General features: G+C 39.6%; 16 protein-coding genes. 15 read left to right on the plus strand and 1 reads right to left on the minus strand.

The features are described from left to right. The 15 genes from KTQ90_RS11235 to KTQ90_RS11305 all read left to right on the plus strand — a co-directional run. Window positions 1–245: tyrosine-type recombinase/integrase (locus KTQ90_RS11235; protein WP_217318512.1), on the plus strand; the 245-nt coding region annotated here is incomplete at its 5' end. Between the two features lies 1 nt (window position 246). After that, the gene (locus KTQ90_RS11240; RefSeq protein ID WP_217318513.1) at window positions 247–642 is read left to right on the plus strand and encodes a virulence RhuM family protein; all 396 of its coding nucleotides are present in this window, start codon (window positions 247–249) and stop codon (window positions 640–642) included. Between the two features lie 757 nt (window positions 643–1,399). Further along, a complete protein-coding gene (locus tag KTQ90_RS11245) occupies window positions 1,400–2,140 on the plus strand; it encodes a UpxY family transcription antiterminator (RefSeq protein ID WP_217318514.1) in 741 nt (246 codons plus the stop codon). A 71-nt stretch (window positions 2,141–2,211) separates the two neighbouring features. Continuing rightward, window positions 2,212–2,427 carry a DUF445 family protein gene (locus KTQ90_RS13965; protein ID WP_217318515.1) on the plus strand — a complete coding sequence of 72 codons (216 nt, stop codon included), beginning with the start codon at window positions 2,212–2,214 and terminating at the stop codon, window positions 2,425–2,427. Further along, window positions 2,424–3,038: a sigma-70 family RNA polymerase sigma factor gene (locus KTQ90_RS11255; protein ID WP_217318516.1), complete on the plus strand. Its 615-nt coding sequence runs from the start codon at window positions 2,424–2,426 to the stop codon at window positions 3,036–3,038. Before KTQ90_RS13965 ends, KTQ90_RS11255 begins: the two co-directional genes overlap by 4 nt. Next, complete coding sequence (locus KTQ90_RS11260; RefSeq protein ID WP_217318517.1) at window positions 3,035–3,550, plus strand: hypothetical protein; 516 nt, start codon at window positions 3,035–3,037, stop codon at window positions 3,548–3,550. Before KTQ90_RS11255 ends, KTQ90_RS11260 begins: the two co-directional genes overlap by 4 nt. Window positions 3,551–3,680: 130 nt before the next feature. Further along, entirely contained in the window at window positions 3,681–4,556 is an 876-nt protein-coding gene (locus KTQ90_RS11265; protein ID WP_217318518.1) for a hypothetical protein, read from the plus strand. A gap of 2 nt (window positions 4,557–4,558) precedes the next feature. Then, complete coding sequence (locus tag KTQ90_RS11270) at window positions 4,559–5,881, plus strand: hypothetical protein (RefSeq protein ID WP_217318519.1); 1,323 nt, start codon at window positions 4,559–4,561, stop codon at window positions 5,879–5,881. A gap of 24 nt (window positions 5,882–5,905) precedes the next feature. Further along, window positions 5,906–6,823: a hypothetical protein gene (locus KTQ90_RS11275; RefSeq protein WP_217318520.1), complete on the plus strand. Its 918-nt coding sequence runs from the start codon at window positions 5,906–5,908 to the stop codon at window positions 6,821–6,823. A 2-nt stretch (window positions 6,824–6,825) separates the two neighbouring features. Beyond that, window positions 6,826–7,860: a TRAFAC clade GTPase domain-containing protein gene (locus tag KTQ90_RS11280; RefSeq protein WP_217318521.1), complete on the plus strand. Its 1,035-nt coding sequence runs from the start codon at window positions 6,826–6,828 to the stop codon at window positions 7,858–7,860. Window positions 7,861–7,862: 2 nt separating this feature from the next. After that, a complete protein-coding gene (locus tag KTQ90_RS11285; RefSeq protein ID WP_217318522.1) occupies window positions 7,863–8,777 on the plus strand; it encodes a hypothetical protein in 915 nt (304 codons plus the stop codon). Next, on the plus strand, window positions 8,767–9,621 hold the full coding sequence (locus KTQ90_RS11290; protein WP_217318523.1) for a hypothetical protein: 855 nt from the start codon (window positions 8,767–8,769) through the stop codon (window positions 9,619–9,621). Before KTQ90_RS11285 ends, KTQ90_RS11290 begins: the two co-directional genes overlap by 11 nt. A 127-nt stretch (window positions 9,622–9,748) precedes the next feature. Beyond that, window positions 9,749–10,141 carry a hypothetical protein gene (locus KTQ90_RS11295; RefSeq protein WP_217318524.1) on the plus strand — a complete coding sequence of 131 codons (393 nt, stop codon included), beginning with the start codon at window positions 9,749–9,751 and terminating at the stop codon, window positions 10,139–10,141. A gap of 96 nt (window positions 10,142–10,237) precedes the next feature. Further along, window positions 10,238–10,600 carry a YkvA family protein gene (locus KTQ90_RS11300; protein ID WP_407936617.1) on the plus strand — a complete coding sequence of 121 codons (363 nt, stop codon included), beginning with the start codon at window positions 10,238–10,240 and terminating at the stop codon, window positions 10,598–10,600. A gap of 12 nt (window positions 10,601–10,612) precedes the next feature. Beyond that, window positions 10,613–11,779: a WG repeat-containing protein gene (locus tag KTQ90_RS11305; protein ID WP_217318526.1), complete on the plus strand. Its 1,167-nt coding sequence runs from the start codon at window positions 10,613–10,615 to the stop codon at window positions 11,777–11,779. Window positions 11,780–11,846: 67 nt separating this feature from the next. On the opposite strand, the gene KTQ90_RS11310 is transcribed toward KTQ90_RS11305, so the two are convergent. Beyond that, a complete protein-coding gene (locus KTQ90_RS11310; protein WP_254359687.1) occupies window positions 11,847–12,335 on the minus strand; it encodes a transposase in 489 nt (162 codons plus the stop codon). Window positions 12,336–12,541 lie beyond the last annotated feature (206 nt).

Genomic DNA, 12,541 nt, shown 5'->3' on the forward strand with positions numbered 1-12,541 from the left:
CACTTTCCTGGCATGTATCAAGGCACTCGTTCGCAACCTCGGTTTGCCTCTCCAATGGTGTACCAATAGAAACAGTAAGTTCCATGCTTGGTCACAAAGACATCAAGACCACGCAAGTGTACGCCAAGATTACCAAGGAAAAGTTGAGCAAGGATGTAGAAAAGTTGTCCCAACAACTCAATCACATTGAGGAATTCACATTCGGGAATATTTGCAGCGATAATACGAACACAAAAAAGGAATAGTATGAAACGACAAGTGATAACTATACAGGAAAGCATGGTTATCTACGCTCCTCATCATGGCGAGGTGTGGATGACCGCTTGGGAGATTGCAGAACTGTTGAATGTGACAGGCACAACAGTGAACAATACAATCAAGCGAATTTGGAAGCAAGGTGTCCTAAAGGATTTTAAGCATTCGCAATACATCAAACTTGACAATGGATATTCTGCCGATGTCTATAGTTTGGACGTTATTATCGCCATAGCATTGCAAGTGGATACCTACCAAGCATTGCTTTTTAGAAGATGGCTTGTTGAAAAGATAGGAAATCGCAAAGAATGTCAAGCTACTTCAGGAAAGCAGGGGCGAACGACGATTATCGTGATGAATGGAACGATGCCGAGAGGTATCAGTTAAGCATTACACCTTAATTATATAATAGCGTACAGAGAAGAAATACCAAATGGTTGTATCACTCTGTGCGCTTTTTGCTTTCTATTTGTAGCGCAGTTTGCATATTTTAGAATGTTTGTCATCTATTACGGTGCGCTTTCTTACACAAAATAATCGAGATATTCAAGCGAATTGGCTTAAATAGTCTTAAATTCACGTCAAATGATAGATTTTCTCAATCATTATTGCTGTTTTCTCGATTAAATTCCGTACTTTTGTACTCGGACTGTATATGCTCGACCGTTTTTGTCACAGTTAGACGTGTTCTTACAAGATAATCGAGTCGGCAGCCTACGCCGTGCTGAGTGTAGTGAAGTCACTTATCTGACATATCTATACAAAAGCGGGTGTTGGGTGGGAAAAGCAGTCCAGACATATAAGGCGTTTATCTGACGCTCTGTTTAAGACACATCGAAATCTTGCAACCATATCGATATTTTGGTCTTGAACTTAGCAACGATAGATGTCCCGGGTGTGATTATATCAAAATCCCGTGGAGACCTTGTAAGCATAGATTGTACCCTTTTGGGCACAGTCAAATGTATTATATAGGTCTCTTTGCGGTAATGATTTTCATATCGGCGTGGGCTCTAACGTTGTCTGTTCAACCAAAATAGGCAATGCAAGAGCCTCGATGTGTGGGATGGGCAACAGGACGATTCCACGCTTTTTTTGTGTCAATTTATTAACTGGGTTCTGCTTAGAATAAGTTAACACCGATATGAAAGTCGATGAATGGACATCAGAAGATGTACACACCTCAGGAGGTGGTGAATACCCTCCTTGCGCTGGACTTACCTCCAACGCCCTCCCCGAAGCTCAAAGCACTGTTTCCGCTGAGAGTTCACAAACAGGGGTGTCCACCAGAAATGCCCATATAGCAAGTAAGCCTAAAGCACAAAAAGAGGAAGATATCCCTCATTGGTATGCTTTACGTACCACATACGGTAGAGAGAAAAAGGCATACGACTACATGACAGCCAAAGGCATCACTGCTTTCTATCCTACAACAGACACTGTAAAACTTATAAAAGGTAAGCGCAAAGTTGTTACCGAGTCACGTTTACCAAACATCTTCTTTGCCTACGGTACCGAAGAACAACTCAAATCTTTCGTTTACGACAACGTAAACCTCCCATTCCTTCGTTTTTATTATCGACACGTCCACGTTGGTCGCAGAATAGAGAAGATTCCTATGATAGTTCCTGACTATCAGATGGATAGTTTAAAAATCATCTGTGCTGCCGATGCGGATGAAATTATCATATCTACAGATAGGATAGATAAGTTTCAAAAGGGACAAGTGGTAAGGATTATCGAAGGAAAGTTCAAAGGAGTAACTGGAACCGTCGCTCGTTACCAAGGACAACAGAGAGTGGGAATTGTGATAGATGGTTTACTGACTGTGGCAACGGCATATGTTCCGAGTGTTTTTTTGAAAAAATCGACTTTACTTGAATAATATTTAGCGAAGAATTGATAGAAGAATTCTCACTATCGTTTCCTTATATTAAACAGATTAAAAATAACAATATGAATTTTGAACTATCATATATATTAGCTCCTGCCTTAGGAGGTATTATAGGCTATATCACAAATGATATTGCAATTAGGATGCTATTCCGGCCTCGTCAGGCAAAATACATTTGTGGTATTCACATCCCTTTTACACCTGGCATTATTCCAAAGGAGAAAGGTCGAAGTTGTCTTTATCATAAACGATCAATAACCGACGCGAAAACAGCATGAAACACACGGCAAGCAAAACGTGGCTGATACACGGTCAAGAAGTAACCGAGCAACAGATTGTCTCGGCTATTCTTAGGAGAGACTCCTATACAACTAAGGAGTTCCTCTACCGTCAGTGTTACCCCCTCTTCTCTGCCATATACAACAAGTACTACACAGATTGCGACAACGTCTTCGAGTTCATAAACGAGATTTACGTATATATCCTTTTCCCACGTAAGGAAACAGGACACTGCAAATTGCAAGACTTTGGTTATCGCTGTTCACTCACTATGTGGTTAAAGATAGTTGCAGAAAACTTCTGCCACCAACTTTTCACGAAGAAGAGGGACTTATCAGAAGATAATATCACCCCAAGTGATAGATTCGCTTTCGAGTGCGACTCTTTACAGTCAGAAGTAAAAGCTCTGAATATGCAAGATTTGCACAAGATACTCTCAATGATGCCATGTGAGCGATATTGCCGTCTCATACAGTTACGCTACGTTGAGGAAAAGACAAACGAAGAAGTTGCAGCACTGCTCGCCATAACTATGGCCGTTTACTACAACGTCCATAAGCGGGCGAAAGCGCAGTTTTGTGAAATGCTGAGAAAGGAGGGCTTGATATGATTGACTACAGCGAACTGATAAACCGTATAAGCGACATGCAAGACCTTCCCGTTTCGGAAGAGATGCTGGGAGCATATTGCGAAGGAACACTTGGCTCTGCGGATGCAGCAGTTATGGATAGTTGCATTGCAAATAATGCAGAGATTGGTGAATTGGTGGATAGTGTAGATAATCTACATGTTGCCGATGACACATATCTGTTAGGCTACAGCACAGAAAGCATCGATTTGCCTGATGTACCTATGGTAGGTGCATTTAACCCTTTCGAGATTGATATCACTCCCAATATAGATAATATCGGAATGGTTGCATTTGCAGCAGACTCCGCTTTTTGTGGCATTACAGACGATTTTGTATCAGGAAGTGATGACTTTATATCAGACAATGATGACATTACTTCGAGTGATGATAGATTTTCTTCTAATGGGAACTCTCTCAAAATAAAAGGAGATATCAACAATGATAATCCACATGATGATTTAAACATAAACAATGACAATTCTTTAATTTAGACAAAATATGCCAGTGCTAAATACATTAATAGAAACTATACAACAGCACGGATGCTCACCATTTTTCTTCACTTGCGCTATACAATCAGGTGCCTTTGGGGAAATAGGACGAAAGCATCAAAGTGAGTTGATGGACAACAACATGGAATTTCGGGAACGTATGCAATCGCTTCGCGAAGAGTTTCAGCGTGAGCGGTTGGATGAACAGTTGCGTTTCCGTCGTGAAAGTTATGAACTTAGCAAGCAGTATCTTATTCAGCAAACCGTGGCGTTTAACGAGTCAAGGCAAAAGCAAATTGAGTTCAATGATTTCATTGAAAAGTATTGGCCATTGACAACACAAGTTTATACTTTGCTGAAAGAACAAGAAGATATATTAGGCAAAAGTTCAATAGTTCCTCTTCGTGTACTGATTGCGAAAACAGATGTTTCAAGTTATGTAAAAACTTCACCCATTTCTTCTTATGATGAATTTTGCGAGAATGTAGCTGACGGTTTGAGGAATTTGCCTAATACAGTAATAGAGAGTCGTCCTTGGAAGAACACATGCCAAAGTATGATGTGTGAAGCCATTGACATCAATTACATTATGCAAGGCATTCCTACATTGTTGGTGTTTCCATATCAAGTTGGAGATACTTTTGGAATTGAGATGGCTGCATGGTCTTTCCTACGTGGCTTCCACTCAATGACGCAGAACAAGATTTTAAAGATGGACGGAATGAAAGCGACAGAGCATATACCAGATGTGGTTTCGGCTGTTAAAGCTGTGGTTGGTATGGCGCGTGACGCATATATGCTTTACGAGTATCATTCACCTGTTATATTCAACAAATTGGTGGATGAGAAAACCTTGGAACTGCCAGCTGTTAAAGCTATGCTTGACAAACATTATAAAGATTTGTCGCAGCAAATACACAATCCCAAGTTCGCAAAGTTGTGTACCTCAAACGAGATGCACGAGATAGAAAATTCACTGAGAGACACAAAACTTTTAACTGTTTGAATATGTTTGGTGTAGATGATGTATTATTAGCCACGTTGGCAGTTCAAGTAGGTTCTGCCGCATTCAATTGCATTCGTGGCAACAAGCATTCAAAAGAACTTGCTGCAAAACAGCAGGCTTATGAAGAGAAGGTTGCACGTGAGGGCATCCAAAATGCTCGTGAGGAGTTCGCTGCATTGTGCTCATTGCAAAGAGAGATAGAAGGTGAACTGCAGCGTGACCGTATTGAAATGATAAAGTCGAACCATGCAAATGCTATTTTAGAGAAGGCATATTCAGTAGCATTAGACAAATGGCCTTTACTGGTTCCTCCTTATGTTGTTAAAAACGAGTGCTTGTTAAATTTAGAGCAAAGCAGAAACGAGGTTCTGCCTTTAAACTGCATAATGACAACTTCAATGGATAGCAATTTCAACAAAAGCATTTTTCCCAATATGGAAGAATCTATCGCTGAATTTTGCTATAACTATTGGAATGTTGCGTCTGATCGCGGTATTCGCTTCTATCAGAGAGCTTGGAAAGATAATATTACGGATATTGGCGCAGAATGTCGCAATCTTCATGCACTAATGAAGGATGTTCCGACTCTTGTACTCTCTCCACAAGTAAGACACGGAAAACTGACATTCCGCTTCTTTTGGTGGGGAGTATCAATAAATCCCCAAGATGTGCATATTGATGACAACAGTATCTTCGACCCAGAGTTAAGCAATCCTGTGTATGAAGGCATGAAATATTCTGATGATGACATTCGCATCATCCTCTCCGAACTCGTCCCGAGGATTGAAGCTTTCATCAGTTACTTTGCAGATTTGTATTATTGGCATTATTTAAAGATGACACCAATTTTACCAACATTATTAAAGAGTAATGATATTGTACAATCATCAAACCTCGGATCTCTTATCGCTACCTATATTAATGGTATGTTAGATGAGAAAGTGTTAAGCAGCGTCCTATTAAGTCTATATGGTGAAAAGTTTATGGAACTCATAAAGTTTCTTCCACAAGAATCCCAGCGGGAAATGTGCATAAAAATTCTTAGAAGAAGATGTCAAGGTGTTTGCAATATTGAAAATATGGGGTTTGATGACATTATAAAATTGGATTTGTTTTCGAATAAAGATATTCCATTTTGGATGTCAATAAAGGATATTTGGAAAGATAAAATAAATGATATTGATACATTGATTGATATTCTTCAGAACAAGAATGCCTTGAGCTCAAATTCAATAGATAAAGACAAAAAATATAATAGTGGCTATGCCATAATTGTTAGTAAAGAGCAAAATAAAAAAACTCAAAAACCAAAATACAATTTATAACTTATGGATACTACGAGTTTCATTATGATAGGCAACAAGGAGACTGGTAAGACCACATCCATGATAAGTGCATATGGCGTATTATCAAAGAATGGAGTAAGTGGTTTTAAGATTAAAGCCTTAAATGAATCGGATAAGTCCGAATTAGACTCTTTATTTATAAATCTAAAGAGGGGTGAGTATCCATTGGCTACAGCCAAAAGGAGTACTTATTTCTTTGATTTGTTGTATAAAGACTCTCCCATCCATAGATTTGAATGGAAAGATTTTAATGGCGGAATTATAAATGAAAAGAACATTGAATCGGTGCAAGTTCTAAAGGAAGATATGCAGGAATCAAGTGGAATCATGTTGTTCTTTGATGCCGAAAAATTGTATAACAATAGTATTGATACGAAGGTTCGCAGGATTCTTCATATTATATCTCAGAATCTTGTATCTATAGAAAGGGTCTTTTATGTGGCTATCGTCATAACAAAATTTGATTTGCTTACAGATTTCCAACGCCATGACATTGACACATTACTTTCACCCTTAAAACCATTGATATGCAACATTCAAAACAGTGAATATGTATATAGTTTATGGATTCCAACGAGTTGCACAGCAAATGGTATGATAAATGTTGGAATACCCATTTTATATATGTTACATGGCTCAATGTCTACCTACTGCGATGATAAATACGCTGAACTGGTTGACGAGATTCAAAAGTACCAAAATTATGTTGACAACTCAGGCTTCTTTGATGATATTGTATCTTTTTTTTCTGATGAAAAGACTTATCGGCAATTGGCACAAGAGAAATATAATCAAGTCCAGCCTCAAATTGAATACTACAATAACGTAATAGAAGCCTTGAAACATTTGCAAAAATACATAGAAGATGTGGATTTGCTTAAGGACTTTTTTCTGACAAAAAAAATTAAATACAATTTCTAACAATGAGTAAGATTACAGTAATCGGTGACACTTCCTCTGGGAAAACGTGCTTCTTGTACGCAATGTACAATTTTATAGCACAAGGTTATGTTGAAGGGTTCACTATGTCAGCAGCAAACGACGCACAAGATTCAGAGCTTCAAAGTATGTATGAGCTTCTTGAAAACAAGTCTTTGGGTAATGACCGATTCCCAAGTCCAAGCGCAAATCGTGAACCATACGATTTCTCATTACAGTATGGTTTTAAGGAAATCGCAGACTTCACGTGGGTTGATTATCCTGGAGGATACATTAAAGGACAGGGTGATGGTGCTGAGGATTTTGTAGAAGACATTTCTTCTTCCGACGCATGGGTAATTTTCCTCGATGGAGAAAAATTGTGCAACGCAATACTTGAGAAAGATTCTTTTAAGCAGAAGAAACTTTTGATGGATATTTGTGGTAAATACAATAAATTCATCGGGAAGAACAACAACTACATTCCTTGTTCTGTGCCCATAATCGTAACAAAAAGTGACATACTCATCAATTCTCTAATTGACAATTATATTGCTTTAGGTAACAGTGAATCGGATGCTATCGAGAAGTCTGTTTTCGATGTAAATGAATCCGTAAAGAAAGGTTTAAGTGCTTTATTTGCAGATGCAAACGATTCTATAAAATCCATCTCCATTGTTACGCTAGGTGACAGATTAAGTGATAATGGATATATGGGAGATTTGGATCCCACCAACATCGAATACCCTATAACTCTATCTATGCTTTCCATCCTCAAACATAGGTTTGATAACAAGTTCAGTCGTATATCTGAATTGAAGCAAATGATAGAAAAAGATGAGAAAAAATTCTTTAGTTCTAAAGCTCGTCGTGATGAATGGCAGGCTGAAATAGACAAAATTCGTCCACAACTTGGAGAGTGGCAAAGAATGGCTAATGCTATATTGTTAACGTTATCTGAATCAAAAAAGCTGTGGAAGAATGGAAATGAATACAACCTTATTGAGTATTATAAAAAAGAATTCTTAATAGATTTCTGATTATGTTAGCTTCACCTATTTTAATATGCCGCACAAAATATGTGGATTATCCAAATCCCGTGTTTTGCTCGCCTTCAAATGTCGATGACGAGGTTTTACGTAACCTGCATAACGATATAATAAAGGGCAATAATTTAAAGGTTATAGAAAAGCGTGAAAATAAAGTTTTCATAAGTACCACACAATGGATAATCATTGGCAAAGTAACGGAAATTTGCCAACTTGAAAAATCATTAGACACAAGTTTAGACAAGGAAGAAGGGGGGCGATCCGCGTGGGGATTTGTCGGTGCCGTAATTTCAAGAAAAGATTACGTTGCAGAAAAAGATTTCCTTGACTTGCCTGATGATTATTATCTTCGTGCGTATAAAAAGTATCTCTATGACGAGCATTGGCTTGAAGAAGAAAAAGATTGTCATGTTCCGTATAGGTATGACGCCGTTGATGTACAGATGAAACGTATTCATGAACTTGATTTTTCAAGCATCGTTCAAAATAGAGATATTCCCATTTTCTCGGACACATTAAACGATAATGTTTTCGTTTTGGCAATTAAAGATACATTAGATGGTAAATGTGTTTCTTTCTGCTCCAACGAAGAGTTTAATGCAGCTGAGAATGTGTCAAAAGGAGTCTTGACATATACAACTGTCAGCGAACAAAGAATAAAAGGGCAAATAGAACACTATAAGCAACTTCAAAACGTGCAAAGACATTCTCAAAGCATTCATGCAAAAAGAGATTTTTATAGTGAACTTGTAAAATTATGCGAAGATTTTGGCTATAAACCTATTCTGACAGAGAACAAGAAATTTAAAGGCTATTTCATCCCTATAGAACAAAAAGTTTGTATAGATGAGGATAAAAATAATATTTTCATAAAAAAATTAAAGAATTTTTTTGACAATGACAAATGAATTCAACACTTTAGATGGAGACGCTGTTATAAATGGAAGCCCACATAATACTATATCTCCAAATCAAGGATTAGTGTTTACTGATGAAATGGTATTAAATGCCGTCCATCGTGCATGTGATTTCTTCGATATTCCAGAAGTACCAGTGATTAACGCTGAAAGAACATGTATGTGGCCGAATGGCACAACGACCTACGAAGACGATGTTTTCGGCTTCAACAGAGAACAACTACAAGAGTTAGGTGTATCGGGTGAAGACTCTCTTACACTCATATACACCCATGAATGCGCCCACCGCACTTTGCAAGGCTTTCATAACGATGCTTGGGAGGAAGAACTTGCATGTGATTTCTTCGCTGGACTTCACGCAGGAATGAAAGGTATCGACCTAAACAACTTCGAGGCTTCATTAGGTACAACTGAAGGAGGATCTACGCATCCTTGTGGTGCGTTACGAGCAGAATTTATAGAGTATGGCAAACAAGTGGCACAGGAAATGCACGGCCGTAACATAGAGCCAACTTATGATAACTGCATTGAACGCTTGAATCAACATTTGACCGATAAGCAAGAACTAATCGCAGAATACCGAAGCCGTATAGACCCTGACTTTGACCCAACTAAGCAGCCTATTGCCGAGGCAAAAGGTTTTGTCAACGATAAAGCATGGTATGAAAAACAGGCTCAAAACAATTTCGAAAATGCAAAATGGCACGAAAATGAAGCCGCAAAAGCAGCAGACAGAGGTGACCATGCCAAAGCGAAAGAGCATTTGCAAACAGCGCAGTCATACAACTCAAAGGGAAATGACTATCTGCGATCAGCTGGACAATGCACGAAATAAAGATTACTGAGTACTGATAGAAATCCAATCAACATTGACTCTATAAAAGCGGCGGGGAATCTCCGTCGCTTTTGTCTTTATGAACAAAAGCACAAGAAAACATCATTGAAAACAACAACAATATATCATGGCATCTATAACATCATACAAGAAAGAATATCGTACTCATTCGTTCTTCAATGAAACTATTGCAGAATGGCCAAATATTGACAGAACCTGCAACGACTGTGTGAGTGTTGAAGTGGAAATGGTCTATGTCCGTTTCCACAGAGTACAGTTTTGCAAAAACATAAGTGGGCACGATTTGGAGGAAGAGTATGGTGACGATGACTTGGAATACTTTCTCACCATAGAAGGCAATGCTGTACAGAAACTCGCTGGCAAGTTCTCTGCCCGTGATGGCAAGACGCTGGCAAAGCGCATTGCAGAGCGATTCGCGCCCTATGGACAGTCGTCTTTTGATGAGATAAAGAAGTTCCTTGATAAGAAAGACATTGAATATTGTCAGTCAATGTATTGAGTTTCCAGAAAGGGTGGAAGAAATAAAATCTTGTGTTAGTGATATAAATTCGCAACAACTACACTCTATATCCATGTAAAACAAAAATTGGAAATTATGAGTAAGATAATCAACTTCGACACTGAAGCACTTTGGACAAAAATAACAGATTGGAGTCGCAAGGCTGGTCGCATCACCACACGCCCTGTGATATTGTTATGGTATGTGATGGTCAGCAAGGATACGCCACGGTCGGACAAATTGCTGATATTTTCAGCGTTGTCCTACTTGGTACTACCAGTGGACTTGATTGATGCCAAACGGTTGCCTATTATCGGGTGGATGGACGAAGTGGTGTCACTGACTGTGGCTTACCAAAAGGTTTGCCGCCATATCACGCCAGAAATGGAGCGCAAAGCGGACTCGCTGCTTGACAGATGGTTTCCAGAATACACGCCATACGAATTGATCGAAGATTGAAAGACAATGAAGATGAAAGGGAAAGTAAGTTTTAAGATGTTCTTCACCATATTGGGAAGAGGCATTTGGCAGGTCGTCTGCTGGGTGGCTGGTATGTTTGGATATAACGACAAGTCAACCTATGGTAAAGTTGTGCGACGCATCTTCGCTGGCAGTGTAGCAATTGTAGCATTAGTCTTTGCCGCAGTGGCGGCATACGCTGGATATTCTGCTGTAAAGGAGGATATTCAAGAGAGAATATATCGCAAGTCGGAGTTGTCAGAGCGGCAACTAAGCCAGAATATCTCTTATATGCAGAACTACTATACATGGCACGACTCCTATCTGTTCAATTATACGACAGGGAAGAAAATGCACGAGGGTAAGATAGCGTGGATAATACGTTCTGAGGATGACGATTCGTTGGCGGTATTCAGCGATGGCAAGAAGCGTGGCTACATCAATCGCTTTACTTGCGAGATACAGATACCTGCCGAGTATGATCATGCTTGGATATTCTCTGACGATGTGGCCTGTGTGCAGAAAGGCAACGTGGCGTCCTTTATTGATCACCAAGGCAATCAGATATGCGACAAACAGTTTGCGCCGCCAGTGTATAGGGGCTATGTGTTCTATAAAGGCTATTGCGCTGTCTCCTTGAAAGAAAATGACTGGGGACTTATCGACAAGGACGGCAGTTGGATGCTTGACGGACATGGCTACGAGAATATCCGCCATGAGTTTCACGCAGGAAAGCACTATTGGGTGATAACCGCCCAAGACGGCAAAGAAGGTGTGCTAACTGAGATACTGGGTAGAACCATGGAGATGTGGTATTCTAATATCGACTTTGACGAAACTGGCATCTACGCCACAGACAGCCAAGGTTGGCGCAAAAAGTACGACTTCGATGGTAAAGTGATAGAGGACTTTGTGATGACAGATGTCGGCACGTTGGCTTACGATACGGATGTGCGTGATAAGAATGGCGAGACCATTACAAAACCGTCGCGCTGCTGGGCATATTTTGCCGATGACAATCATTGTGGTTTGATGTCGGATGACGGTAAGCCTCTCACACCCGCCATTTACACGGGCATTGAAGCCCTTTCGCCCAACCGTTTCCTCTGTCACCTCGCATGGAACGAAAAGGTAATGCTTGATGAGCAAGGACGGAAAGTAGAGAAAATAGAATTGTGAAATAGAAAAGTAGAAAATATGTACAGAGAACAAGATGCTATAACGATAGCAAATATGGAGTGTATGCTCACACAGAAGTTTGCTGATTTGGCAGACGAAGTAGAGCGCATAGTTCCTCTATCGGGGAAATTTGAGCCCATATATGCCACTTGATTTCAAGTCCGTGCTTCACCGCCCCTGCACATCCCGACCAGAACCGTCCGATATGAGGAGTCTTCTTCCCGGCCTTGCTGATATAGCATGGGTCTATGGCAATGGCAAGTAAGCCATCCATGTCCAACACACGCCTTGCAAGAGACAGGTTCAACAGAAGCCAATCGATGCAGTCTTTCTTCTTGCGGTTGAAATTCTGACGATAGGTCTGCTCGCTGTGCTTGCCGTAGCGAGCCATCTGTGTGAAGTTTATCTTTCTGGGTAGAATCATATATAAAGTCAGTATCTCGATGGGCAGAGTCTGGAAAGTTTTTGCTAACTTTGCACCAGATTCTTTCATTGATGTACGGATTGCATCCTTGAGAATCTCCTCATATTGGCTAAGTGGCTCTGAAATCATCATACTTTTAAAGTCTTGAATCAACTATAAAAGTACTGAAAATCAGACACTTGGTCAAATTTATTTAGTTGTATTTTGTTAATCAACTCGCTAATTTTCAAACAATTATGTGATTATTAACAGAGTATTGTTAAAGACAACACTCCTGATTCTCCATGGAGACAAATGACATTAGAGACATCAAGATATAAATATGCTTGGGTTTCAAC

It is taken from the genome of Leyella stercorea (assembly GCF_019052365.1).
Lineage (GTDB): Bacteria > Bacteroidota > Bacteroidia > Bacteroidales > Bacteroidaceae > Prevotella.

Coding starts and splice junctions, on each gene's coding strand:
- KTQ90_RS11270 (WP_217318519.1), top strand. CDS start 4,559: ATGTTTGGTGTAGATGATGTATTATTAGCCACGTTGGCAGTTCAAGTA.
- KTQ90_RS11275 (WP_217318520.1), top strand. CDS start 5,906: ATGATAGGCAACAAGGAGACTGGTAAGACCACATCCATGATAAGTGCA.
- KTQ90_RS11290 (WP_217318523.1), top strand. CDS start 8,767: ATGACAAATGAATTCAACACTTTAGATGGAGACGCTGTTATAAATGGA.
- KTQ90_RS11310 (WP_254359687.1), bottom strand. CDS start 12,335: ATGATGATTTCAGAGCCACTTAGCCAATATGAGGAGATTCTCAAGGAT.
- KTQ90_RS11280 (WP_217318521.1), top strand. CDS start 6,826: ATGAGTAAGATTACAGTAATCGGTGACACTTCCTCTGGGAAAACGTGC.
- KTQ90_RS11260 (WP_217318517.1), top strand. CDS start 3,035: ATGATTGACTACAGCGAACTGATAAACCGTATAAGCGACATGCAAGAC.
- KTQ90_RS11305 (WP_217318526.1), top strand. CDS start 10,613: ATGAAAGGGAAAGTAAGTTTTAAGATGTTCTTCACCATATTGGGAAGA.
- KTQ90_RS11265 (WP_217318518.1), top strand. CDS start 3,681: ATGGACAACAACATGGAATTTCGGGAACGTATGCAATCGCTTCGCGAA.
- KTQ90_RS13965 (WP_217318515.1), top strand. CDS start 2,212: ATGAATTTTGAACTATCATATATATTAGCTCCTGCCTTAGGAGGTATT.
- KTQ90_RS11300 (WP_407936617.1), top strand. CDS start 10,238: ATGAGTAAGATAATCAACTTCGACACTGAAGCACTTTGGACAAAAATA.
- KTQ90_RS11240 (WP_217318513.1), top strand. CDS start 247: ATGAAACGACAAGTGATAACTATACAGGAAAGCATGGTTATCTACGCT.
- KTQ90_RS11285 (WP_217318522.1), top strand. CDS start 7,863: ATGTTAGCTTCACCTATTTTAATATGCCGCACAAAATATGTGGATTAT.
- KTQ90_RS11255 (WP_217318516.1), top strand. CDS start 2,424: ATGAAACACACGGCAAGCAAAACGTGGCTGATACACGGTCAAGAAGTA.
- KTQ90_RS11245 (WP_217318514.1), top strand. CDS start 1,400: ATGAAAGTCGATGAATGGACATCAGAAGATGTACACACCTCAGGAGGT.
- KTQ90_RS11295 (WP_217318524.1), top strand. CDS start 9,749: ATGGCATCTATAACATCATACAAGAAAGAATATCGTACTCATTCGTTC.